Here is a 25,371-nt window from a genome sequence, read left to right on the forward strand (position 1 = left end):
GCGAGCGGCGGAAACGCCGCCGGTACCGGCGCGCGACGCCAGACGGAAAAGGACCGCAGGACGACACCTGACCGGTCCGGCCGGGAAGCGCGTCACGCGACGTCCCCGGGACCCCCAGAGTTCTGGGGGTACGACTCATCCAGAATGCTGGCGAGGAGATTTCCGGCGTTCGAGGGATGGCGGGAACAAAAGGCGTTCAGCGACTCTGAGTGCCATGAACACACCGATCACCTCCGAACCCATCGACTTCGCCGACATCGACGCCCTCGCGACAACGGTCGCCGGCCCCGTCCTGACAGCAGCCGACGAGGGCTACACCGCCGAACTCACCGGCTTCAACCTGGTGGCAACCCCGGCCGCACAGGTCGTCGTCGGCGCGACCACTGCCGAAGACGTGGCCGCCGCAGTGCGATACGCGCGTTCCAACGGACTGCGAGTCGGCGTGCGGGCCACCGGGCACGGGGCACCGATCGAGGGGCGCGGCACGGTCGTCGTCACCACGTCGCGGATGACCGAGATCGTCGTCGACCCGGTCGCCAAGACCGCCCGCGTCGGCGCCGGCGTCCGCTGGCGCGACCTCGCCGCGGTGACCGCCCCGCACGGACTGACCGGCATCGTCGGGTCCGCATCGTCGGTCGGCGTGGTCGGCTATCACCTCGGAGGCGGCCTCAGCCCGCTCGGACGCCGATTCGGCTGGGCCGCCGATCATGTCCGGTCGATCGAACTGGTGACCGCGGACGGGATCATCCGAACGGTCGACCCCTCGGCCGGGTCGGATCTGTACTGGGCGATCCTCGGCGGACGTGACGGCTTCGGCATCGTCACCGCCATCGAGTTCGAACTCTTCGAGCTCCCCACCGTCTACGGCGGCGGCATCTTCTTCGCCGGCTCGGCCGCGGCAGACGTCCTCCACGCGTGGCGTGAGTGGGCGCCGACGCTCCCGGACGAGGCCGGCACCTCGGTCGCCATCCTGCGTCTCCCGCCGGACCCCAACCTGCCCGCCCCGCTGCAGGGTCAGCTCGCCGTGCACGTCCGCTACACCCACACCGGCGACCCGGCAACTGCGGCAGCGCTTCTCGCGCCCATGCGGTCGGCCGGCCCCATCCTGCTCGAGAACATCGACGTGCTGCCGACCGCCGCACTCGATGCCGTGCACATGGACCCGCCCGGGCCGATGCCGAGCGCCGAGCGCGGCAGCCTCCTCAGCGAATTCCCGGCGTCGGCCGTCGACGCCCTCCTCGAAGCGGCCGGACCACAGGTCGCGAGCCCGCTGGCCATCGTCGAGGTCCGGTTGATGGGCGGCGCGTTGCAGCGACCGCAGCGCGTGCCCAACGCGGTCGCCGGGCGGTACGGCGCCTTCAACGTCATCGCGATCGGTGTGCCCGCAGGCCCCCTCGGCGCTCAGGTGGGAGCACACCTGAGCGCCGTGACCGCGGCTCTCGCCCCGTGGTCCTGCGGTGCACTGCTCAACTTCTGCGGCCTCGGCGCCGCCGAGCGGGCGGCATTGTGGACGCCCGAGCAGCGGATGCGCCTCGAGACGATCCGGCGCCGCCACGACCCGACCGGTGTCCTCCGAGTGGATGATCCCAGCTTTGTGGGATAGACATCGCTGCAGCTCATGCCGATGATTGTCCAATGACCTCGAGCCTGACCGCCGAACGCGTGCGCCGCGACATCGACGTCGTGGCGCACGCGGGTCTCGGTCTCGACGACTTCTTCGCGGAGGCGGTGGATTCGCTGCGTCGCGCGGTACCGATCGACGCCGCATGCGTCGCGACCTTCGACCCGAACACGGTCATGCTGACGTCCGCCCGCAAGTACGGCGATCTCCTGGGGCAGGACCACAAGGACCCCGAATTCGGACTCCTCGAATACGGCCGGGTCGAGCCCTCGGCGTTCCGGGAACTCGTGGCGCACAAGCGTGACGCCATCGGCATGAACCTGCTGACCCGGGGCGAGCCCCATCGTTCGGATCGCATGGCGCAGTTGATGATTCCAGAGTACTGCTTCCACGACGAGGCACGTCTGGCAGTGCGCGACGGGGACCGGGTGTGGGCCGGGGTCGCCATGTTCCGCAGCGGCGCCGGATGTCGTCCGTTCGACGAGGACGAGATCGGGTTCCTCGCTTCGCTGTCGCAGACGCTGGCCCACGGGGTCCGGATCGGGCTGCTCACCGCGATCGTCGCCGAGGAACGCACGTCGATCGCACAGGGCCCGGCGGTCCTGATCATCGACCGCGACAACCAGATCGCGCAGATGAGCGCCGGAAGCCAGGAACGCATCGACGACCTGGCGGCCGGGCCGAACACCGCGTCGCCGGGCAACCCGATCTTCGGACTCATCGGTGCCGCACGGCGCTACGGCGCGGGCGAGACCGACGTACCACCCCGCCTGAGGGTCCGCGGCAAGTCGGGTATGTGGCTCGTCATCAACGCTTCTCCGCTGTCCTCGGCCGACGGACGGTCCGGCGAGGTCGTCATCACGATCGAAGAGGCACGGCCACCGGAGATCATCCCGCTGGTCGTCGAGGCATTCGGGCTCACCGCGCGGGAGCGTGACGTGACCCAGATGGTGTTGCAGAGTGTCGCGACCAAGGACATCGCCGCCACCCTGCACGTATCGGCGTACACGGTGCAGGATCACCTGAAGTCTATTTTCGACAAGGCCGGCGTCCGCAGCCGTCGTGAACTCATCGCACGCGTGTACTTCGACCAGTACGCACAGCGGCTCAACGAGCCGCTCGCCCCGTCGGGCTTCTACGCCTCCACCCCATAACCGCAGGTCGACGTCACATCGACGAAGAGGGTCCGCGCTGCGGGCCCTCCTTTTTCGTCGCGAGACGCCGGCCAGGTAGGTCGTCCGTCTCACAGTGAGACGTTTGTTACCTGCATCACAGGGTTGTATCGAAGTCGCTCCAGTCCATGCGGGCCGGCACATCCGTCGGCTCCCTCTAAGAGGAGGCGCACTTTGAGCAGGCAGAGCTTGACAAAAGCCCATGCGAAGATCACCGAGTTGTCCTGGGAGCCCACCTTTGCGACCCCGGCAACCCGGTTCGGAACCGACTACACCTTCGAGAAAGCTCCGAAGAAGGACCCGCTGAAGCAGATCATGCGGTCGTACTTCCCGATGGAGGAGGAGAAGGACAACCGCGTGTACGGCGCCATGGACGGCGCGATCCGCGGCAACATGTTCCGCCAGGTCCAGGAACGCTGGCTGGAATGGCAGAAGCTGTTCCTGTCGATCATCCCGTTCCCCGAGATCTCCGCGGCTCGCGCGATGCCGATGGCCATCGACGCGGTACCCAACCCCGAGATCCACAACGGCCTGGCCGTGCAGATGATCGACGAGGTTCGTCATTCGACGATCCAGATGAACCTCAAGAAGCTGTACATGAACAACTACATCGACCCGGCGGGCTTCGACATCACCGAGAAGGCCTTCGCGAACAACTACGCCGGCACCATCGGACGCCAGTTCGGTGAGGGGTTCATCACCGGCGACGCCATCACCGCCGCCAACATCTACCTCACCGTGGTCGCCGAGACCGCCTTCACCAACACCCTGTTCGTCGCAATGCCCGACGAAGCGGCCGCCAACGGCGACTACCTGCTGCCCACCGTCTTCCACTCGGTCCAGTCCGACGAGTCGCGGCACATCTCCAACGGTTACTCGATCCTGCTGATGGCGCTGGCCGACGAGCGCAATCGCCCTCTGCTGGAACGTGATCTGCGGTACGCATGGTGGAACAACCATTGCGTCGTCGACGCGGCGATCGGCACCTTCATCGAGTACGGCACCAAGGACCGGCGCAAGGACCGCGAGAGCTACGCCGAGATGTGGCGCCGGTGGATCTACGACGACTACTACCGCAGTTACCTTCTGCCGCTGGAGAAGTACGGGCTCACCATCCCGCACGACCTGGTCGAGGAGGCCTGGAACCGGATCACCAACAAGCACTATGTCCACGAGGTCGCGCGGTTCTTCGCGACGGGCTGGCCGGTCAACTACTGGCGCATCGACGCGATGACCGACAAGGACTTCGAGTGGTTCGAGGAGAAGTATCCCGGTTGGTACAACAAGTTCGGCAAGTGGTGGGAGAACTACAACCGCCTCGCCTACCCGGGCCGCAACAAGCCGATCGCCTTCGAGGACGTCGACTACGAATACCCGCATCGATGCTGGACCTGCATGGTGCCCTGCCTCATCCGTGAGGACATGGTGGTCGACAAGGTCGACGACCAGTGGCGCACCTACTGCTCGGAGACCTGCCACTGGACCGACGCAGTCGCCTTCCGCGACCACTACGACGGCCGGGAGACTCCGAACATGGGTCGCCTCACCGGTTTCCGCGAATGGGAGACCCTGCACCACGGCAAGGATCTCGCCGACATCATCACGGATCTGGGTTACGTCCGCGACGACGGCAAGACCCTGATCCCACAGCCGCACCTCAACCTGGACCCGAAGAAGATGTGGACGCTCGACGACGTCCGCGGCAACGTCTTCAACAGTCCCAACGTGCTGCTCAACGAGATGTCCGACGCCGAGCGGGACGCGCACATCGCGGCGTATCGCGCCAATCCCAATGGGGCCGTGCCGGCCTGACGGCACACGGGCGGGGGCGTCCCCCTGGCGCCCCCGCCTCCCCGTCCTCCCGTCGTCACCGTCCGAAGGAGTTATCGTGGCCGACACACATCGCATCAACTTCGCCCCCGTCGACATCGAGATGGAGGTCACCGAGGACGAGTCGATCCTCGACGCCGCGTTCCGGCAGGGCATCCACCTGATGCACGGGTGCCGCGAGGGCCGGTGTTCGGCCTGCAAGTCGTACATGCTCGACGGCGACGTCCAGATGGATGACTACTCCACCTTCGCCTGCAACGAGGCGGAAGAGGCCGAGGGCTATGTGCTGCTGTGCCGGTCCTACGCCTACAGCGACTGCGAGATCGAGCTCCTCAACTTCGACGAGGACGAATTGCTCGGCGGCGCACCGATCCAGGACGTCCGCACCCGGGTCACCGCCATCGAGCCGGTGACCTCCGACATCGTGTCGCTGCGCCTCGACGTGGTCGAACCGGAGACCTTCGAGTTCAAACCCGGCCAGTACGTGGACCTCTCGGTCCCCGGTACCGACGAGAAGCGTTCGTTCTCCATCGCGACGACCCAGGCCACCCCGGACAAACTCGAGTTCCTGATCAAGAAGTACCCGGGCGGTCTCTTCGCCGGCCTGCTCGAGGAAGGGCTCGCGCCAGGCGACGAGATCATGGTCAACGGTCCGTACGGGTCCTGCACGCTGCGCAACGGCCATGTGCTGCCGATCATCTGCATCGGTGGCGGGGCCGGCATGGCGCCGCTGCTCTCGCTGCTGCGTCATGTCAGCGAGACCGGCCTGAACCGGCCGGTGCGCTTCTACTACGGCGCCCGGACCGCGGCGGATCTGTTCTATCTCGACGAGATCGCCGCGCTCGGCGAGAAGATTGCCGATTTCCGGTTCCTCGCCTGCCTGTCGGAGTCCGCCGACGGCGCCCCCGACGGGGTCGAGGTCGCCGAGGGCAACGTCACCGACATCGTCAACGAGCACGAATCCGATCTCGCCCGAACGGAGGTGTATTTCTGCGGCCCCCCACCCATGGTCGATGCGGCACTCGCTCTCGCCGACCAGCATTCGGTCCCCCGGGACCAGATCTTCTACGACAAGTTCACCAGCCCGGCTTTCGACTAGAAGTCGCCGAACGACAGGAACGAAAGGTATGTCCGCACCCACCGCACCGAAGTCCTCTACGGGATCTCAGCGCGAACGTAGTTTCCCGACCATCGAATTCACCGACGCCGAGGCCGGCGCCAAGGAGTTCCCGAGCAGCAAGAGCCGCAAGTACAACTACTATCAGCCGGCCAAGAAACGGGCGACCGTCTACGAGGACGTCACCGTCGACGTGCAGCCCGACCCGGAACGCCACCTGACCCAGGGCTGGATCTACGGCTTCGGCAACGGTCCCGGCGGTTATCCGCAGGAGTGGACGGCGGCGAAGTCCAGCAACTGGCATGCCTTCCTCGACCCCAACGAGGAGTGGGAACAGACCATCTACCGCAACAACTCGGCGGTGGTCCACCAGGTCGACCTGTGTCTGCAGAACGCCAAGCGGGCCCGGGTCTACGACGGATGGAATCCCTCGTGGCTCAAGTTCATCGAGCGCAACCTCGGCGCCTGGATGCATGCCGAGAGCGGAATGGGCCTGCATGTCTTCACCTCGATCCAGAGGTCGGCACCCACCAACATGATCAACAACGCGGTCGCGGTGAGTGCGGCGCACAAGTTGCGCTTCGCCCAGGACCTCGCACTGTTCAACCTGGATCTCGCCGAGGCCGAGGAGGCCTTCGACGGATCGGCACACAAGGAGGTGTGGCAGTCCGCGCCGGAGTGGCAGCCCACCCGGGAGGCCGTCGAACGGCTGACCGCGATCGGCGACTGGGCGAAGTTGTTGTTCTGCACCAACATCGTCTTCGAGCAACTCGTCGGGTCGCTGTTCCGGACCGAACTGATCATGCAGGTCGCGGCACGCAACGGTGACTACATCACGCCGACGATCGTCGGCACCGGTGAGTACGACTACGACCGCGACCTGAACTACACGCGGGCCCTGTTCCAGATGCTCTCCCGCGACGAACAGTACGGCGCGCAGAACCGCGAGCTGTTCGGACAGTGGCTGTCGGAGTGGGTGCCGCGTTGCCTCGACGCAGCGCGTGGACTGCAGCCGATCTGGTCCCAGCCGGCGGACAAGTCGGTCACCTTCGCCACGAGTCTCGAGGCGGCGACCGAGAAGTTCCGTGACGTCCTCAAAGCCATCGAAGTCGACATCCCCGAGGAGTTGAACCAGTGAGCACCATGCAATTCGGCGCACAGACCGAGTTCTCCAACATGTGCGGCGTCACCCTGATGAACACGCCCATCGGCCGCGTGGTCGCCGACGTCATGGGCGCCAAGGAAGGCGTCGAACTCACCGAGTACCCGTCGATGATCCGCGTCGACGGCGTCAACCGGCTCGAGTTCGACTACGACGAACTCACCGACGCCCTGGGCCAGGAGTTCGACGGCTCGGTCTTCGAGGAGATCAGCTCCACCCATTACGGGCGGATGGTGCACCTCGACGATCGGACCTACCTGTTCGCGAGCCCCGAGGACGCCGCCGAGTTCATCGGGTTCGACCTCACCGCCGAGAGCTGACGCGAGGCGAACCGACGCCCCACACGACTACGTCGTGACCGCCGGTGACCGAGCCCGGCGGTCACGACGTACCCACCACCAGCTCATCATCCATCCCCGCCAACACCTTTCATCACCATCCCCGCCCTCGAAACCAGCCCACGACACAAGGGAGTCATCGATGTACGAGAAGAATGGCGACAAGTACTTCATCGTCGACGCGCACGTCCATCTCTGGGACGGCCGTGAATCCAACCAGCGCAACATCCACGGCAAGCAGTTCATCGATTGTTTCTACGACTACCACCGCAATCTCAGTCCGGAAGAGGAGGTCTGGGACTACGACACCTACACCTATTACGGTCCCGAACGCCTCATGAGCGACCTGTTCGAGAACGGCCCGGCCGACCATGCGATCTTCCAGGCGACGATCCTGAAAGACTTCTACGTCAACGGTTTCGCTCAGGTCGACGACTCGCTGAAGCTGTGCGAGGACAACCCCGGGCTGCTCACGTACAACCACGCCTACGACCCGCGTCACGGTGAAGCCGGTCTCGAGCAGCTCCGCAAGGACGCCGAGAACATGAATTTGAAGGGCGTGAAGCTCTACACCGCCGAATGGTTCGGCGACTCGCGGGGTTACAAGCTCGACGACGCGTGGTCACGCCGCTACCTCGAGGAGTGCCTCAAGCTCGGCATCAAGAACATCCACGTCCACAAGGGGCCGACCATCCGGCCGCTCGACCGGGACGCCTTCGACGTGGCCGACGTCGACAAGGTGGCCACCGACTACACGGATCTGAACTTCATCATCGAGCACGTCGGCCTGCCGCGTCTCGAGGACTTCTGCTGGATCGCCACGCAGGAGTCCAACGTCTTCGGCGGTCTGGCCGTGGCCATTCCGTTCATCCACACGCGGCCCCGCTACTTCGCGCAGATCATCGGTGAGCTCCTGTACTGGATCGGCGAGGACAAGATCCTCTTCGCCAGCGACTACGCCCTGTGGACGCCGCAGTGGCTGGTCGAGCGGTTCGTCGACTTCCAGATCCCGGAGGACATGACCGAATACGCCCCGATCACCGTCGAACAGAAGAAGAAGATCCTCGGCCTCAACGCGGCCGCCCTGTACCCGCACATCGAGGTTCCCGAGGAACTGAAGCTCCCGACCAGTGCGGCCGATCCGGAAGTCGAGGTGGCCGCCGGCGCGAAGGACGCGGTGACGGCATGACCGCGGTCGCACATCTTCCCGGATATGTCGCCGGTACCGCGGTGGAACTCGAGCGCGACGTCCTCGCCGCACTCGACACCGTGCTCGATCCCGAACTCGACCAGCCCATCACCGAACTGAGGTTCGTGCGGTCGATCCTGATCGACGAGGCGGGGGTGACCGTCCACCTCCGGCTCCCGACGTCGTTCTGCTCGCCCAACTTCGCCTATCTGATGGGGTCGGATGCCCTCGACGCGCTCGAGGACGTCAACGGCATCGGTCAGGTCCGGGTGCTGCTGGACGATCATCACGACAGCGACAAGATCAACGCCGGCCTCGACGCCCGCGCCGGCTACAAGGGGACGTTCGGCGTCGAAGCACTCGAGAGCCTCGACGAACTGCGCCTGACGTTCCAGCGCAAGGCCCACACGGCCGCGATGGAGCGCGCCGTGGCCGCCGAGATCGCCGCGGGACGGGTCACGGTGGCCGAGGTGGATCGGCTGGCACTGCGCGATCTGCCCCGCGGACACCACAAGTCGGCGCTGCTGCGACGACGCATGGAACTGGGCCTCAGCATCTGCCCCAACAGCCTCGTCGTCGTCGACGAGGAGGGGCACGCACTGCCGGCCGATCAGGTCCCCATGCGGTTGAGATTCGCGCGCTCCGTGCGTATCTCGATGGAGGGCAACAGCCACTTCTGCCGCGGCCTGCTCGCCACCCGCTACGCCGACGACGACGAATGCGACGGGGCCAGCGGCCCGGTCATCACCAACCGCCGCGAAACCCCTCGCGCACACCACCGAAGCGAACAGGAGTAAGCCATGCGCGCAGTCCAGGTCGTCGGCTATCACGACAAACTGCAACTCAACGAGGTCCCGGCACCCGAGATCACCGGACCCCACGACGTCATCGTCCGAATCGGCGGCGCCGGTGTGTGCCGCACCGATCTGCATATCCTCGAGGGTCAGTGGGAGGCGAAGAGCGGTGTCGCGCTTCCCTACACGATCGGGCACGAGAACGCCGGCTGGGTCGAGTCGATCGGTGACGCCGTCACCAACGTCGCCGTCGGCGACAAGGTGATCCTGCACCCGCTGATCACCTGCGGTCTCTGCCGGGCCTGCCGATTCGGCGACGACGTCCACTGCGAGAACAGCCAGTTCCCGGGTATCGACACCGACGGCGGTTATGCGGAGTTCCTCAAGACCACCGCCCGCAGCGTGGTGAAGATCGACGATTCCCTCGAACCCGCCGACGTGGCCGCACTCGCCGACGCCGGCCTGACCGCCTATCACGCGGCCGCCAAGGTCGCGCGGATGACCCGACCCGGCGACACGTGCGTGGTCATCGGCGCAGGCGGTCTGGGGCACATCGGAATCCAGGTGCTCGCCGCGATCTCCGCGCTGCGGATCGTCGTCGTCGACCGGAACCCCGATGCGGTGGAACTCGCCAAGGAAGTGGGTGCCGAGATCGGCATCGTCGCCGACGGAACACATGTGCAGCAGGTCCTCGACCTGACGGGCGGACACGGCGCCGAGGCCGTGCTCGATTTCGTCGGCGAGGGCGGGGCGACCGCCGAGGGTACCGCGATGCTGCGCCGCGCCGGCAGCTTCTTCGTGGTCGGCTACGGCGAGAACATCGACGTCCCCACCATCGACGTGATCTCCACCGAGATCAACTTCATCGGCAACCTGGTCGGTTCCTACAACGACCTCGGTGAGCTGATGGACCTCGCCGCCCGGGGAAAGGTGAAGCTGCACACCAGCACCTACGCTCTCACCGATTTCCAGCAGGCACTCGACGATCTCGACGCCGGTCGCGTACGCGGCCGCGCGATCCTCGTCCCCTGACCCTTCGAGGCTCGTCGCTATCGCTCCTCGCACCTCAGGGAGCAGAGGACGCGCGCCCGCCGGCTGAGCCGGTACCGAGCGAAGCGAGGCACCACCCCCGCCGGCTGAGCCGGTACCGAGCGAAGCGAGGCACCCCCCGCCGGCTGAGCCGGTACCGAGCGAAGCGAGGCACCGCGTCGAAGCCCCACGCAGGCCGAACCCGCCCCTCGCACCGCAGCGAGCAGAAGGCACAACAGATTTCCCGCAGTACCCAGCCGAGAACACCAAGCCGAGAACACCACAGAAAGGCAGGACGACCATGGCCAAGGAGTTGCGCTACAACGCCGAAGCGCGACTGCGGCTCGAGCGAGGAGTGAACGCACTCGCCGACGCGGTCAAGGTGACATTGGGACCGAAGGGCCGCAACGCGGTCCTCGAGAAGCTCACCGGCCCACCGACCATCACCAACGACGGGGTGACGATCGCCCGGGAGATCCAGCTGCGGGACCCGTTCGCCAACATGGGCGCACAGCTGGTCAAAGAAGTGGCGATGAAGACCAACGGCGTCGTGGGTGACGGCACCACCACGGCAACCGTGCTGGCGCAGGCCATGGTTCGCGAAGGTCTGCGCGCGGTCGAACAGGGTGCCAACCCGATGCGCGTGCGCCGCGGGATCGAGCGTGCGATCAGCACGGTGATCGATGCGCTGTCGGAACAGTCCGTCTCGCTCGGCGGCCGTGGCGATCTCGAACGCATCGCGACCCTGGCCGCGAGTGACGACGAGGTCATCGGTTCGGCCATCGCCGCCGCGGTCGAATACGTCGGTCGCAACGGCGTCATCACCACCGAGGAGAGCGACACCCTGGGACTGTCGGTGGACGTGGTCGACGGCATCGAGTTCGACCACGGCTACATCTCCGGGTACATGGTCACCAATCACGAACGGATGGAAGCGGTTCTCGACAATCCGGTGGTGTTGCTGACCAACAAGAAGATCACCTCGGTGCAGGAGATCATGCCGAGTATCGAGGCGGCCAAACGGGCCGACCGACCGCTGGTCGTACTCGCCGAGGACGTCGACGGTCCCGCCCTGCAGCTGCTCGTCGGCGGCAACATGCACAAGACGATGCAGTCGGTGGTCGTTCGTGCGCCCGGATTCGGCCATCGCCGCGTCGCCGAACTCGAGGATCTCGCCGTCGCGCTCGGCGGTCATGTGATCGCCAAGGACACCGGCCTCGAACTGCACGAGGTCTCCCTGGAGCATCTCGGCCAGTGCGACCGGATCACCGTCACCGAGGACGCCACCACGATCGTCGGTGCACGCGGCGACCAGACCCTCGTCGATGCGCGGGTCGCCCAACTCGAGGCGCAACACGCGCGCGCCCGGATCGACGCCGACCGGGACAGCCTGGAGCTGCGTATCGCACGGCTCACGGGCCGGGTGGCGGTGATCCGGGTGGGCGGCGTGACGAGCGTCGAACTCAAGGAACGCATGCTCCGTGTCGAGGATGCCCTGGCCGCAACGCGTGCCGCGGTCGAGGACGGCATCGTCTCCGGCGGTGGAACCGCACTGGCCCAGGCGCACCGGGCCCTCGACGCCCTCGGCGACGTGGGCGGTGACGAAGGAGCCGGCATCGACGTCGTCCGCAGGTCGATGGCCGAACCGCTGTTCTGGATCGCCACCAACGCCGGATTCGACGGCGAGGAAGTGGTCAAGGTCGTGAGTGGTCTTCCTCTCGGCCACGGATTCAATGCGATGACGGGCAACTACGGCGACATGTTCGACGAGGGCGTGATCGATCCGGCCAAGGTCACCAAGGCCGCGCTGGAGAGCGCCGCGTCGATCGCGGCGCTGCTGATCACCACGGAGACCGCGGTGGTCGAGGAGGTGTTGACGCACCCGGGCGCGATCGAAGCCCCCGGATTCGGTGATCTCGCCGAGGGGATGGTGCGGCCCTCCAACATCTACTAGTCCTCCCTCCCCCAAGACCCCGGCGGGGACGTCGCCGCTGCAGCGGCGACGGGGGCCGGTCGCGATTGCGGATTCGTTCTCGGCGTCGATCGCGACCGGCCCACTTCCGGCTGTCTGCGGACTCCTGACCAGGTATGACCCTGGTCGACACGACTGGTCGTTAACGCCCCATGACCAGCGCTTTGTCCGATACACTGCGGTGGACACGAGACCTACATCACAGTAGGGAGTTGCAGTCCCGGTGAAGCCAAAGCCAATTACAGCCCGCTCTCGTGAACCCATCGCCCACGTGGCCCGGGCTCGCGAGAAGTTCCTCAGTGCCGACGATTCCGGGGACGGTCGCCTCGACGACGCCGTCCGCGATGCGATCTCCACCTCCTGGCGCCGCTCCCGGTCGTTCAAGGTCCAGGCCGACCGCTTGGAACTCCCGTTCGTGCGGGAGCCGAACACCGACAGCCCGCTGATGACCGCAGCCCAACCGGTTCTCGATCAGCTTGCCGCCGACCTGTCGTCCGAACCCGTGAGCATCATCCTCACCTCGCCGGACGGCGTCGTGCTCTCCCGCGCGGCCGGCAGCGGCGAACTCCTCGGCCGGCTCGACGAGGTGTCCCTCGCCCCCGGCTACAGCTACAGCGAGGAACACGCCGGCACCAACGGGATCGGAACCGCGCTCGAGACCCGGCAGGCGACCCTCGTCACGGGTGCCGAACACTACGCCGGATGCCTCGCGCAGCTCAGTTGCGCCGGGGTACCCATCCGAAATCCCTTCTCCGGCGGCGTCGTCGGTGCCCTCGACCTCACCGGGTGGGTCGAAGAGGGCGGTTCCCTCCTGCTGTCGCTGGCCAGGTCGGCGACCGTGCAGATCGAACAACAGATGCTCGCCAACGCCAGCGAACGCGAATCCCGGCTTCTCTCGGCCTATCTCGCCACCTGCCGGCGCGCACCGCAGATGATGGTGCTCGCCATCGCCGCCGACGTCGTGCTGATGAACCGGCGACTCCGGCAGAGCATCGACCCACAGGATCAGGTGTCGATGCTCGAGCATGCCGTCGACCAGACCCTCGACGTCGCCGCGGGGCGTCGGGTGAACACGCTGCCCAGCGGTCGCTCGGTACGACTCGCACCGGTCGCCGAGTTCTCCGACGCCGACGCGGGTATCGCGGTTTTCCATGTGCATCTGATGGATTCGGCCACCACACCACCGAAGCGCCAACCGGCGAAGGCCTCGGTGTTACCCGGGATCGTCGGGCGCAGTTCCTCGTGGCGGCAGGGATGCGAGCGCATCGCCCAGCATGTCGCGGCGGGTCAATGGATCGCGGTCTCGGGCGAACGCGGTTCCGGCCGGTCGGCGGTTCTGCGGGCAGCGGCGGGACAGTACCGACGCGGGACGACCCGGGTGTTCGCCGCCGAGGACTTCCAGGACACCGACACGATCGACGGCTTCGCTGCCGAGATCGACACAGACGGATTCGCGATCATCCTGCGCGATGTCGACGAGTTCGACGACGACATGTTGTTCGACGTCGCCGAGGTGCTGCAGGGACGCGAGCACGCAGGCTGGCTCGGGATCACTCTCAGCACCAGCGACGCGATGCCGACGCTGGGCGCGACGCTCCTGCCGTTCTTCTCGCACACCATCGAGGTACCGCCGCTGCGCCATCGCATCGAGGACCTCCAGGTGCTGGTGCCGACCATCCTCCGACAGCTCACGCGGGGACGGGAACTCGACGTCGCGCCAGACGCCATGCGGCAATTGAGCAAGTACACGTGGCCGGGAAACGTCGCGGAGCTACGCCAGGCGTTGCGCGACGTGGTGACCCACCATCGGTCGGGAACGATCGCCGCACAGCATCTTCCACCGACGTATCGCGCACAGAGCCGGCACACCCTCACGCGGATCGAGGCACTCGAACGGGATGCGATCGTGCGGAGCCTGGAGGAGAACGGCCAGAACAAGGTCGCGGCCGCGAACGCGCTCGGCATCTCGCGCGCGACGATTTACCGCAAGATCAAGGAATTCGGCATCGACGTCTAGCGGCCAGATCGGGAGGCCGGCAGATCGGGACGATGCCACCCCCGCCGAATGGCATCGTCCCCGGCCCCGGTGGGCTGCACGAGCACGCCATGACCGAAGTTGTTCACGATCGTGAATCCCGGATAGTCCAGCATGTTCCGCGCACCGTGACAAGCAAAAGTGTCAAGGTGTGATGGCCGCAACAGGGTCCGGCGACGGCTGGATTTCGGCGCGGCCCGACCCCTCGACCTAGGGCCCGATACCGAGCGGACGATCGGCAGGGGCATGATGAACAAGTGCCCCGTGAGACGGGCACCACACAGCGGTCCGATCACGAGGAAGTGCGATGACCACACCCATGTCCCGGCGGGATCTCGAGTTCCTGCTGTACGAATGGCTCGATGTCGAGGCACTGACCTCACGGGACCGCTTCGCCGCGCATTCACGCGACACCTTCGACGCCGTCCTCGAACTCAGCGCCGACATCGCGATGAAATGCTTCGCTCCGGCCAACAAGATCGGCGACGCGAACGAGCCCTACATCGGCAAGGACGGCAAGGTCGTGCTCCCCGACGAGGTGGTGTCGGGGCTCGCCGAGTACCGGAAGGCCGGCCTCATCGCGGCCTCGTTCGACGAGGAACTCGGCGGCATGCAGTTGCCGACCGTCATCCGGCAGGCGTCGGCGGTGTGGTTCCAGGCGGCCAACGCCGCCATGTCGTCGTACAACTTCCTCACGGTCGGCAACGCCAACCTGCTGGCGGAATACGCAACCGCCGAGCAGCGCGACACCTGGGTCCGGCCACTCGTCGAGGGCCGCTTCTCCGGAACCATGTGCCTGTCCGAGCCGCAGGCGGGATCGTCGCTGGCCGACATCACGACCAAGGCCGAACCGGCCGGTGACGGCACCTACCGGATCACCGGGACCAAGATGTGGATCTCCGCCGGCGACCACGAACTGACCGAGAACATCGTGCATCTCGTGCTGGCGAAGGTTCCCGGCGGAGGCCCGGGCGTCAAGGGGATCTCGCTGTTCATCGTGCCCAAGTTCCTCCCCGACGGCACCCGCAACGACGTCGCCCTGGTCGGCCTCAACCACAAGATGGGCAACCGGGCCACCACCAACACCCTGCTGAACTTCGGCGACGGCACCTTCTCCGACGACTCGACGCCGGGCGCTGTAGATACTCAGCCCGCTCGCTCCGCTCCCGGCGCTGTAGACACTCAGCCCGCTCGCTCCGCTCCCGGCGCTGTCGGATTCCTGGTCGGCGAAGAGCACCGCGGCCTCTCCTACATGTTCCACATGATGAACGAGGCGCGGATCGGCGTCGGATTCCTCGCCACCGCACTGGGTTACGCCGGCTACCAGGCCTCGCTGGAGTATGCGAAGGTGCGCACCCAGGGCCGGCCGGTCGACCAGAAGGACCCGTCGACCAAGCCGGTGCCGATCATCGAACACGCCGACGTCCGGCGCATGCTGCTGGCCCAGAAGTCCTATGTGGAAGGCGCACTCGCCTTCGAGCTGTACTGCAGTGTCCTCGTCGACCAGGCCGCGACGGCCGCGGACGCCGAGGAACGCGCGCGGATCGAGTTGCTGCTCGAGGTGCTGACCCCGATCGCCAAGAGCTGGCCGTCGCAGTGGTGCCTGGAGGCGAACAGCCTGGCGATCCAGGTCCACGGCGGATACGGCTACACCCGCGAGTTCGACGTCGAGCAGTACTACCGCGACAACCGGCTCAACCCCATCCACGAAGGGGCACATGGCATCCACGGAATCGACCTGCTGGGCCGCAAGGTGATCATGCAGGGCGGGGCCGGGCTGGCACTGCTCGCCGAGACCATCGGCGCGACCGTCACGCGCGCACTCGAGGTACCCGATGCGGCGGACTACGCCGAGGTGTTGCAGTCGACCGTCGACCGGCTCGTCAAGGTGACCGCGCACATCTGGTCGGCGGGCGATCCGAAGCTCTCCCTGGCCAACGCAACGCTTTATCTCGAGGCCGCCGGTCACATCGTCATAGCCTGGATGTGGCTCGAGCAGCTGCTCGCCGCGGACGGACGGACCGGTGACTTCTACGATGGCAAACGTGCTGCGGCCCAGTACTTCTTCCGGTATGAACTACCGAAGACCGGTCCGCAGCTCGATCTCCTGACCGCTCTGGACCGGACCACGCTCGACGTCGAACCGTCCTGGTTCTGACCTCACCACCACATCGACGCGGCGCCCGATGCGCCGCGTCACGTAAGAATATGCAAGGGAGACAACGATGTCCGTGATGGATCTGTTCGACACCACCGGCAAGGTGGTCATCGTGACCGGCGCTTCGTCGGGACTCGGTGTCTCCTTCGCCCGTGGCTTCGCCGAGGCCGGCGCCGACGTCGTGCTCGCCGCGCGTCGGGCCGAGAAACTCGCCGACACCGCCGCGGCCGTCGAGGCGCTGGGGCGCAAGGCGCTCGTCGTCCCCGCCGACATCTCCGATCCCGAACAGTGCCAGCGCGTCGTCGACGCGGCGATGGAGACCTTCGGCAAGGTCGACGTCCTCATCAACAATGCCGGTGTCGGCACCGCGTACCCCGCCACCCGCGAGACCCCTCAGCAGTTCCGGGATGTCATCGACATCAACCTCAACGGCTCGTACTGGATGGCGCAGGCGTGTGGGCGGGTGATGCTGCCGGGCAGTGCGATCGTGAACATCTCGTCGATCCTCGGCATCACGACCGCCGGACTGCCGCAGGCTGCCTACGCCGCGAGCAAGGCCGGTGTCATCGGTCTCACCCGCGACCTCGCCCAGCAGTGGGGCACCCGCAAGGGCATCCGGGTCAACGCGATCGCGCCCGGCTTCTTCGAGAGCGAGATGACCGACACCTACAAGCCCGGCTACCTCGACTCCCAGATGCCGCGCGTCGTCCTGGGCCGCACCGGCCACGGCGAGGAACTGGCCGCCACCGCGATCTGGCTGTCGTCTGCGGCCGCCGGGTACGTCACCGGCCAGACCCTCGCCGTCGACGGTGGCGTGACAATCACCTAGAAGGCGGCACGCGATTGCGGCGAGTGGGGGCCGCGCGGCCCTAGACTGGCCGCAATGGAATCCGCACCCGCTCCTGACAATCCGTTGCATCCCACCCTGCGCGAACCGGTCAACCAGGTCGACCCCCGGGCCAAGACACTGTGGCGCATCGGACCCCTGATCATGGGCGTCCCGGCCACCGTCGCGGCGATCGTGGTCGCGGTCGTCGTCGCCGACGCACGATGGGGCGCAGCGCTCGCCGCAATCGCGCTCGCGGTGCTGACCGTGTTCTACACAACGGTGGTCCCGTTGTGGCGGTACCGCTTTCACCGCTGGGAGGTCAGCGAGGACGCGGTGTACGCGCAGTCCGGCTGGTTCGTCCGGCACCGGGTGATCATCCCGATCGCACGGATTCAGGTCGTCGACACCGAGGCCGGACCGATCGAGCAGTTGCTGAGGCTGGCGAAGCTGACCGTGACCACCGCCTCGTCGGCGGGCACGATCCACATCGCCGGCCTCGACGCCGAGCTGGCCCGCGCGACCGCATCCGACCTCACCATCCGCACGCAGGCGTTCACCGATGACGCAACCTGATCCGCAGCCCGGCCCCGAGTCGCCACCGACCCCGGTGCCGGGCCTGCACATCGACGCCCCCGACGAGTGGCATCGCCTGTCGCCGTGGATGATGGCCGTGACCCCGGTCGAACAACTCCCCTCGCTGGTGCCGATCCTCATCGCACTGATCTTCGCGGGTCAGGGCGCGCCGTTGATCACACTGATCGCGACGATCGTGATCGTGCCGCTGGTGACCGTCGTACCGTGGCTGACGACGCACTACCAGGTGACCGGCGAACACGTCCGGGTCCGTAGCGGACTGGTCACCAAGAAGGTCGCCACCGCTCGGCGCGACCGGATCCGAAGCGTCGACCTCACCGCATCCCTCGTCCACCGGGTGCTGAACCTGCAGAAGGTCACCATCGGAACCGGCGGCGACGAACAGGCGTCGCAGGTCAAACTCCGCGCCGTCACCCTCCCCGAAGCGCGCGCACTGCACGACGACCTGATGCCGACGGCAGGAGCCCGACCGGCTGCAGCGGCGTCGAATTCGCCGGCCTCTCCCGACACACCGGCGGCGGCACCCGAGGTGCTGACGCGATTCCAGAACGCCTGGCTGCGGTACTCACCGTTCTCCCTCGGCGGTCTCGCGATCGCCGCCGCGGTCGGCGGCATCGGACTCCAGATCGCGAACGACGCAGGCATGTTCGACGAAGGGGTCGGACTGGCGCGCGATGCGTTCCACAGCCTGCGGTCGATCCCACTCGCGCTCATCATCGCCGTGGTCGTGGTGGCGGTGATCCTCGTGGGCGCCGTCCTGTCGGTGATCGGATATGTCCTGAGCTACTGGGATTTCCGGCTCACCCGACATCCCGACGGGACGCTGCGCACCGAACGCGGACTCCTCACCACCACCGCGATCAGCTTCGACGAGAAGCGCATCCGCGGCAGCCATCTCACCGAACCCGTCCTGATGCGCCCATTTCGAGGCGCTCGACTGCAGGCGATCGCCACCGGGGCAACCAAACACCCGCTCCTGCTCCCGCCCGCTCCGATCGACGAGGCGATGCGGGTGGCCGATCTGGTCACCCACGAACGTTCCGAACTCACCGCATCGCTGACCGGGCACGGCCGCGTCGCCTACCTCCGGCGGCTCAACCGCGGGTTCCTCGCGGGTCTGGTGATCCTCGTCGGTATCACCGTCCCGGTCGTCACCGGCGCGATCCCGGTCGGCTGGATCGCCGTGGGAGTGCTCGCGCTCGCCGGGTCGATCGGCCTCGGCGCGGTCCGGGCACGGCACCTCGGTCACCGCCTCACCCCGTCGTCGGTCGTCATCGCACCCCCAACCGTCGCCCGACAGCGGATCGTCATCAACCGTGACGGCGTCATCGGTTGGGCGAGCAGGGCGTCGGTCTTCCAGCGTCGCGCCGGGGTCAGCACGCTGATCCTCGCAACGGCCGCCGGTTCCGAGCACTATTCGCTGGTCGACCTCGACGATCCGACCGCCGCGGGGATCACCGGCGAGGTGTCGCCGGACTGGGTGGCGCCGTTCCTTCGCTCCTGACCCGACCGACGTATGACCTGGACGACTGACCGAGACGTTCTCGGAAATCCGTCCGACGGCGCCAACCGATGTGGTAGACACCACACCAGATGAGTCAGCACTGACTGTTCTGGGGTCGATGGAGGGTCGGACACATGTCGGATGACCAGCAATCTACGGTGAGCGATTCGGGTGCGGGAGGCGGTCGGGAGGGCTTTTCCCGGCGCTCGGTCCTGCGGGGATCGGCAGCCGCGGCCGTGCTCGCCGGCACCGCGACGGCACTCCCACACGCGCACGTGCCATCGGCACGGGCAGTGCCTCGCCACGGTCGCGGGCGCGGGCGCGATGTCGCCGTCTTCGGCGGTGGGATGTCGGGTCTCGCCGCCGCGCACGAGCTCGTCGAGCGCGGCTTCGCGGTCACCGTCTACGAGCCCGCACACCTCGGTGGGAAAGCCCGCAGCCACGACGTGCCGGGCACCGCGAGCGGCGGCCGCCTGGCGCTGCCCGGCGAGCACGGATTCCGCTTCTTCCCCAGCTGCTATCAGCACGTTCCGGAAATGATGGAACGAATCCCCGCGGGCCGCAGCAGCGTTCGCGAACGACACCTGATCAGCGTCGAATCGGCGACGATCGCCTTCGACGAATCCGGCTACGCACCGACCACGGCGCCCGCCTCACTCCTGGGTTTCGTCGACCACGCACCCGAGATCGTCACCCTGGACAACCTACGCAACGCCATGATGACCGGACTGAAGTTCGTCGTCGACGTCCCCCTGACCGAACTCGCCTACTTCGTGTCGCGGGAGTTGGTGATCGCGACGAGCTGCACCGAACGCCGGATCGGCCAGTGGGAGAACCAGTCCTGGATGCAATTCGTGAAGGCGAAGGGCAAATCGCGCTCCTACCAGCGTTACCTCGTCGGTGCCCTCACCCGCGCCCTGGTGGCCGCGAAACCCGACTCGGCGTCGGCCCGTACGATCGGCCAGATCGGTCTGGCCCTCACCACCGCCGCCAGCGGCCTGATCCCGCAGTACCAGTCCGGGCTGGTCATCGGTGACGTCGACCGTATTCTCAACCGGCCCACCAACCATGCGTGGATCGACCCGTGGGTCGCCTATCTCCGGAGTCGAGGCGTCCGATTCGCGATGGGGACGGGTCTGGCGCAGCTGAACGTCGCACGCGGCCGGATCACCGGTGCCCGGTTGACCACCGGCACGACGGTCGAATCCGATTGGTACGTCGCAGCCATGCCGATCGACCGGCTCAAGCCGCTGCTGTCGCCCGAGCTGGTCTCCGCGGACCCGGCGCTCGCGGGCATCCACCAGCTCCAGGACGACTGGATGGTGGGCATCCAGTACTTCCTGTCGAGGCGATCGGAGTTGCCACCGGGCCACATCGCCGCGCTCGGGACGCCGTGGGCGCTGACGGGCCTGTACCAGGCACCTCCGTGGCAGGTCGACTTCTCCCGCAAGTACGGCGACGGTCGCGTGAAAGACTGCCTGTCCATCGACATCTCGGAGTGGGAGAAGCCCGGGATCCTGTACGGAAAGCCTGCGAAGCAGTGCACCAAGCAGGAGATCGCCCGGGAGGTGTGGGCGCAGATGAGCCGGGCGATGAACGCCGGTGGACGAAAGATCCTGAACTCCGCGGACATCGTGACATGGTCGCTCGATCCCGGGATCACGTGGTCGCCGAACATCGCCAACGCGACACCGCTGATGGTCAACACCGCCGGGTCGTATGCGAACCGGCCGAACGCGCACACCAGGATCCCGAACCTGTTCATCGGCGGCGACCACGTCCGCAGCAACATCGACCTGGCAACGATGGAGGGCGCCAACGAATCCGGTCGTCGGGTCACCAACGCGATCATCGCCGCGGCCGACAGTCCCGCGAAGAATGCGACGCTCTTTCCCCTGTGGGAGCTGCCGATGCTCGACCCCCTCAAACAGATCGACCGCGACCGCTACCGCGCCGGCCTCCCGCACATCCTCGACGTGTGAGCCGTGCGATCTAGGATGCGGAGGTGACCACCTCACCCGGTGGCGCACGCCCCGCCGTCCAGCAACGCAGTGGCGTGACGCGTACCCGCATCCTCGACGCAGCGATCCGCGTGCTCGTCGAGCGCGGCTACTCCGGTGCCAGCACGGTCGCCATCCAGAACGAGGCCGGCATGAGTCGCGGCCGGCTCCTGCACCACTACCCGTCGCGGGATGCACTGCTGATGGCCGCGGTCGGGCACCTCGCCCGCACCCGGATCGAGGAACTCCCCAGTCGGGTGGACTGGCCCGACGACCCGATCGCCCGCATCTCGCTCGCCACCGACGTCGGGTGGTCGACGTTCCATCAGCCGTACTTCGTGGCGTCGATGGAACTGTGGGTCGCCGCCCGGACCAACGAGAACCTGCGCACCGCGTTGCTGCCGACCGAACGCGAGATCGGCAAGACCGTGCGCGAGGCGGTCGCCGGGTTCCTCGGGCCGGAACTGACGGCGTCGCCGCGGTACGCAGACCTCTACCCGATCCTGTTCACGAGCATGCGCGGTGCCGCGACGACCTACCTCATCGATCGACGCGACCCGCGCACCGACCCGCACCTGCCGCTGTGGAAGGACATGATCCGGGTGTACCTGGTGGACAAGTGAGGCCCCGCCCTCCTGCTGACCGAGGACCGTATCGAGGTCCCGCTTGACCATTTCCTTCCCGCCTATTGAGCTCAATAGGCGGGAAGGAAACCGATAAGCGGGAGCTTCTACTACCGAAAGTCGTTGTCACCAGGACGATCCGCACGATTGCACGTCGGGCAGGATTGTCGGTGGCTGATCGTATGGTGTTGGTCATGGATCGTGGACGCGCACCTGGCCGAAGCGATCCTGTCACGTGAACCCCTGTCCACCACGCGATTCACCGCCCTGGTCGACCAGGTCGTGCACAAGCACGCACCGGATGCGGTACGCCGACGCAACGACCACGCCACCCGCGACCGCGGTGTGACGATCCGCCCGGACCGATTCCAGCCCGGCCGGTCACGCACCACCGGCCACCTACCCCACACCGACGCCGCCGCACTCAACGCACAGCTGACCGCGATCGCCACCACCGCCCACCCCGGTGACGGGCGCACCATCGACCAACGCCGCGCCGACGCCCTCCTCGCCTTGGCTCACGGGCAACGAGCCCTGGACTGCCTCTGCCCGGACTGCACGCCCGAACCCGCTGAGCAGGAGCTCGACGCCCGCGAGCCCGGCGACGCGCCCACCGAGCGCGACGTACCGGAGCCCGCCGACAAGGTGAGCGCCGACAGGGTGAGCGCCGAAAAGAGTAGCGCCACCTACGCATCCGCCGACGCGCCCGAAACCCCCGACCGCGGCGGGAAGACCAGCGAACGCAACCTCAAACCGTTGTGCCGGTTCCACAAGCGACTCGCCGTAGAACCCTTCTATCGAGAGGCCCGACGTGATACCAGACAGAACTGCATGGATTGACCGCTGCTGCGACGCGCTCAACCGGCTGCACACTGACGACCTGTCGACCGAGCAGATTGCCGCGCTGACGGTCATGCTGGAGAACATCAACGCTCTGCATCAGGCAACCGCGGCGCCGGTGCTGCGCTTGGTGTAGGTGGTCGGCCACCGGTCTTTTCAAGGTTGACCGTGAAAAGGTCTGCACCGCTAACCGTAGACAGCGAACGACCCCGGTCCTCCACCATGCCCAGAGGAGAACCGGGGTCGTTCTGTGTGTCCTGTCCACCATTCAGGACACGTCGAGGGACACCACCTCGACAGTTCGGGCGCCCACCTGATCGGAGCGGGCGATGATCGGCCGGACGCTGCCGTCAGGCAACGTGACGATGTCGCCGACGTCGGGCAGGTTCTCGCCGGGCTGCACGTAGATCGTCGCGGCGGCGACCAGATCCTCACCGTTGGCGTTGCGGACCGCCTTGGCGGTGAACTGCACCCGCGCCGGAATGGTGACCGGGTCGTCGTAGATCGGGCCGAAACTGCCCCGACCGACGATCGGCCGGTAGGTCAGCCGTTGAGGGAGCAGCCGTTTCGGGATCATCGGGCACGCCTGCGGTAGCGGCCGAGGATCGCCAGCTCGGGCAACGTCCACCCGTCGATCACCTGACGCTGTACCTCGTAATCGCCGATCTTCTCGGCGCGCAGGTTCTCGGGGTTGGCGGCCAGGCGTGCGGTCGAGGTGAGGATGACCGTCTCGACGTCGGGCGCCGGCTGGTCGCCGGAGAATCCACGACCGCGGGTGTAGGCGCGCACCTGGGCGGTGACGATCGGTAGTGCCCGTTCGGCCACGGCGGCGAGTTCGGTGTCGCCGTCGCGGCCGAGCAGGGCCACCACCTGAGAGGACTCGATCACGGCGTGGCGGTGAGGATGGTGACGGCCTTGGGCTGCAACAGCGCCAGGTCGTAGCGGGCGACGACGCGCAGCGCGACCTCGTCGGTGTCGAAGTAGCGCGAGCTGTCGACGGTCACGCTCGGGCTCATGTCGCGGGCGATGGCCACCATGCTCATATCGGCCAGTGCTGCCTTGCCGGTGGGCATCTGAGCGGTCACGGTCACCGGGACACCGAACAGCACCTCTTGGCCGGCCTGGGTGAGATCAGGCTGCAGGATGTAGCGACCATCGGCGTCCTTGACCTTGCGGATCGACAGGTAGTCGGCGGGGCTGAGGAACCAGCGGTTGGGCTTGACCTCGTTGGCGCGGGCGATGCCGATGCCGTCGAGCAGGCTGTCGGGCTCGTCGGCATCGAGGGTGCCGGTCGCGACGCCGCTCTGATTGAGCAGACCGCGGATGGTGTTGGAGGTACCGGTGCCGGTGAACAGGGCGACGTCGAGCGCCTTGGCGGTATCAGTTACCAAGCGCTGCTTGAGGATTGCGTCGAGTGCCTGGGCCGACGAGCGGAGCACCTCGGAGGTGACGCGGCTGATGACCTTGAGGCTCTTGAGCGTCGAGGGCAGCATCGAGACTTCGTCGAGGCCGACGGAGCTTTCGGGGATGGTGCCGCCTTCGGCGACGAATCCGACGGTCAGACCGGACGCGATACGCGGGATGCGGATGGGTCCGTTGGTGTCGATGACCTTCGGGCCCGACGCGAGGAACACGGACTCGCTCTCGAGGGGCTGGACGAGTAGCTGCTGAATCTGGGTCTGTTGCAGCGTGGACAGGGTTGCGGTGGTCTGGGTGGCCATACGGGGCTCCTACGTGAGTGTTGGGGATTCACGTCGAGCGCCCGGCTCGCAACGTCTCTTAGACAGGCATCTGGCCTGCACCCATGATGACAGGATGCAGGCCAGATGACAACGGTTGTCGTTAGGCGGTGCCGCGCATGATGCCGAGCAGGTCGACACCGGTGGTGGTGCCGGACTCACCCTGCCCCACGGCACCGACAACCCGGCGGGCCTTCAGATGCGGCTTGGCAGAAAGCAACTGATCGATGGACACGGCCAGCTTGTCCGGGTCGTCGAGGTGCTCGGGATCGAACGGCATGTCGGTGGGGTCGGCGAGCTTGCCGGTGGCCCGGACCAGTTCGGTGTGCAGCCGCTTGGCGAGGTCGTCGGCGGCCTTGGCGCGGGTGCGGTAGTCGGCGTTCTCCTTGCGGAGGTCTTCGACGTAGGCCCGCGGGAACGTGTCGGGCTCAGGCTCCGGCGTCGGCTCGTTCTCGGTTGGCTCGTCGGGTTGCTGCGCCTCGTTGGGCTGCGGCTGATCGTCGGGTTGCGGCGTCGGGGGTGTCGTTGGCTCGTCGGGTTGCTGCTGCTCGTCGGGCTGCTGCGGATCGTTGGGCATCTGCGTTCTCCTTCTCGGTGGGGGTGGCTGGCTGCTGAGTGCAGGCACAACCGGTGTGGTGCCACATCGGGGTGTCGATGGGTAGGACGGTGCCGGCGAGGTTCTGACATGCCGGGCACGCGCCGGAGTTCGGTACGCGCTTCCAGAACTGCACCTCGTGGCGGCGCAGACCGGAGGCGTAGGATTCGCGCGCGGTTTCCAGCGTCCGGCCGCGGGCGGCGGTGTCGAGTTTGGTACGCGGGTCTGGG

22 protein-coding genes are annotated in these 25,371 nt (G+C 66.9%); 18 read left to right on the top strand and 4 right to left on the bottom strand.

Going from position 1 to position 25,371, the window contains the following annotated elements; all coding sequences use genetic code 11:
- Window positions 1-214 precede the first annotated feature (214 nt).
- The 18 genes from IHQ52_RS21125 (at window position 215) to IHQ52_RS21215 (ending at window position 22,807) form a co-directional block, all read left to right on the top strand.
- On the top strand, window positions 215-1,603 hold the full coding sequence (locus IHQ52_RS21125; RefSeq protein WP_096274428.1) for an FAD-binding oxidoreductase: 1,389 nt from the start codon (window positions 215-217) through the stop codon (window positions 1,601-1,603).
- Between the two features lie 32 nt (window positions 1,604-1,635).
- Entirely contained in the window at window positions 1,636-2,775 is a 1,140-nt protein-coding gene (locus IHQ52_RS21130; protein ID WP_096274430.1) for a helix-turn-helix transcriptional regulator, read from the top strand.
- 192 nt (window positions 2,776-2,967) lie between these two features.
- Window positions 2,968-4,605, top strand: a complete 1,638-nt coding sequence (locus tag IHQ52_RS21135; RefSeq protein ID WP_096274432.1) for an aromatic/alkene/methane monooxygenase hydroxylase/oxygenase subunit alpha — start codon at window positions 2,968-2,970, stop codon at window positions 4,603-4,605.
- Window positions 4,606-4,681: 76 nt separating this feature from the next.
- Window positions 4,682-5,722: a 2Fe-2S iron-sulfur cluster-binding protein gene (locus IHQ52_RS21140; RefSeq protein ID WP_096274434.1), complete on the top strand. Its 1,041-nt coding sequence runs from the start codon at window positions 4,682-4,684 to the stop codon at window positions 5,720-5,722.
- Between the two features lie 28 nt (window positions 5,723-5,750).
- A complete protein-coding gene (locus IHQ52_RS21145) occupies window positions 5,751-6,878 on the top strand; it encodes an aromatic/alkene monooxygenase hydroxylase subunit beta (RefSeq protein WP_096274436.1) in 1,128 nt (375 codons plus the stop codon).
- 5 nt (window positions 6,879-6,883) lie between these two features.
- Window positions 6,884-7,222 (top strand): propane 2-monooxygenase effector subunit MimD, encoded by a 339-nt coding sequence (mimD, locus tag IHQ52_RS21150; protein ID WP_198362523.1) that lies wholly within the window; start codon window positions 6,884-6,886, stop codon window positions 7,220-7,222.
- A 160-nt stretch (window positions 7,223-7,382) separates the two neighbouring features.
- Complete coding sequence (locus tag IHQ52_RS21155) at window positions 7,383-8,429, top strand: amidohydrolase family protein (protein ID WP_096274441.1); 1,047 nt, start codon at window positions 7,383-7,385, stop codon at window positions 8,427-8,429.
- A complete protein-coding gene (locus tag IHQ52_RS21160) occupies window positions 8,426-9,226 on the top strand; it encodes an iron-sulfur cluster assembly protein (RefSeq protein WP_096274443.1) in 801 nt (266 codons plus the stop codon). Before IHQ52_RS21155 ends, IHQ52_RS21160 begins: the two co-directional genes overlap by 4 nt.
- Before the next feature lie 3 nt (window positions 9,227-9,229).
- Complete coding sequence (locus tag IHQ52_RS21165) at window positions 9,230-10,255, top strand: NAD(P)-dependent alcohol dehydrogenase (RefSeq protein WP_096274444.1); 1,026 nt, start codon at window positions 9,230-9,232, stop codon at window positions 10,253-10,255.
- Between the two features lie 298 nt (window positions 10,256-10,553).
- Window positions 10,554-12,206, top strand: a complete 1,653-nt coding sequence (groL, locus tag IHQ52_RS21175) for a chaperonin GroEL (RefSeq protein WP_096274446.1) — start codon at window positions 10,554-10,556, stop codon at window positions 12,204-12,206.
- Between the two features lie 241 nt (window positions 12,207-12,447).
- The gene (locus IHQ52_RS21180) at window positions 12,448-14,241 is read left to right on the top strand and encodes a sigma-54-dependent Fis family transcriptional regulator (RefSeq protein WP_096274448.1); all 1,794 of its coding nucleotides are present in this window, start codon (window positions 12,448-12,450) and stop codon (window positions 14,239-14,241) included.
- A gap of 325 nt (window positions 14,242-14,566) precedes the next feature.
- Window positions 14,567-16,417: an acyl-CoA dehydrogenase gene (locus IHQ52_RS21185; protein WP_096274450.1), complete on the top strand. Its 1,851-nt coding sequence runs from the start codon at window positions 14,567-14,569 to the stop codon at window positions 16,415-16,417.
- 67 nt (window positions 16,418-16,484) lie between these two features.
- On the top strand, window positions 16,485-17,246 hold the full coding sequence (locus IHQ52_RS21190; RefSeq protein WP_096274452.1) for an SDR family NAD(P)-dependent oxidoreductase: 762 nt from the start codon (window positions 16,485-16,487) through the stop codon (window positions 17,244-17,246).
- Between the two features lie 54 nt (window positions 17,247-17,300).
- A complete protein-coding gene (locus IHQ52_RS21195) occupies window positions 17,301-17,819 on the top strand; it encodes a PH domain-containing protein (protein WP_096274454.1) in 519 nt (172 codons plus the stop codon).
- Window positions 17,806-19,344 (top strand): PH domain-containing protein, encoded by a 1,539-nt coding sequence (locus IHQ52_RS21200; protein ID WP_238063915.1) that lies wholly within the window; start codon window positions 17,806-17,808, stop codon window positions 19,342-19,344. Before IHQ52_RS21195 ends, IHQ52_RS21200 begins: the two co-directional genes overlap by 14 nt.
- Before the next feature lie 134 nt (window positions 19,345-19,478).
- Window positions 19,479-21,326 carry a hydroxysqualene dehydroxylase gene (locus IHQ52_RS21205; RefSeq protein ID WP_096274458.1) on the top strand — a complete coding sequence of 616 codons (1,848 nt, stop codon included), beginning with the start codon at window positions 19,479-19,481 and terminating at the stop codon, window positions 21,324-21,326.
- 23 nt (window positions 21,327-21,349) lie between these two features.
- Window positions 21,350-21,967, top strand: a complete 618-nt coding sequence (locus IHQ52_RS21210) for a TetR/AcrR family transcriptional regulator (RefSeq protein ID WP_096274460.1) — start codon at window positions 21,350-21,352, stop codon at window positions 21,965-21,967.
- A 201-nt stretch (window positions 21,968-22,168) separates the two neighbouring features.
- Window positions 22,169-22,807, top strand: a complete 639-nt coding sequence (locus IHQ52_RS21215; protein WP_317698943.1) for a DUF222 domain-containing protein — start codon at window positions 22,169-22,171, stop codon at window positions 22,805-22,807.
- A 268-nt stretch (window positions 22,808-23,075) separates the two neighbouring features.
- Here the strand turns inward: IHQ52_RS21215 and IHQ52_RS21220 are convergent, their stop codons facing one another.
- From IHQ52_RS21220 to IHQ52_RS21235, 4 genes are all read right to left on the bottom strand, one after another.
- Window positions 23,076-23,384: a hypothetical protein gene (locus IHQ52_RS21220; protein ID WP_096274462.1), complete on the bottom strand. Its 309-nt coding sequence runs from the start codon at window positions 23,382-23,384 to the stop codon at window positions 23,076-23,078.
- On the bottom strand, window positions 23,381-23,695 hold the full coding sequence (locus IHQ52_RS21225) for a hypothetical protein (protein ID WP_024497268.1): 315 nt from the start codon (window positions 23,693-23,695) through the stop codon (window positions 23,381-23,383). The genes IHQ52_RS21220 and IHQ52_RS21225 overlap by 4 nt, the downstream gene beginning before the upstream one ends.
- A complete protein-coding gene (locus IHQ52_RS21230; RefSeq protein WP_238063917.1) occupies window positions 23,692-24,528 on the bottom strand; it encodes a phage major capsid protein in 837 nt (278 codons plus the stop codon). The genes IHQ52_RS21225 and IHQ52_RS21230 overlap by 4 nt, the downstream gene beginning before the upstream one ends.
- Before the next feature lie 121 nt (window positions 24,529-24,649).
- On the bottom strand, window positions 24,650-25,123 hold the full coding sequence (locus tag IHQ52_RS21235; protein ID WP_024497266.1) for a hypothetical protein: 474 nt from the start codon (window positions 25,121-25,123) through the stop codon (window positions 24,650-24,652).
- Window positions 25,124-25,371 lie beyond the last annotated feature (248 nt).

The sequence above is a fragment of the Gordonia amicalis genome, from assembly GCF_022059885.1.
In the GTDB taxonomy this organism is placed as follows: domain Bacteria; phylum Actinomycetota; class Actinomycetes; order Mycobacteriales; family Mycobacteriaceae; genus Gordonia; species Gordonia amicalis.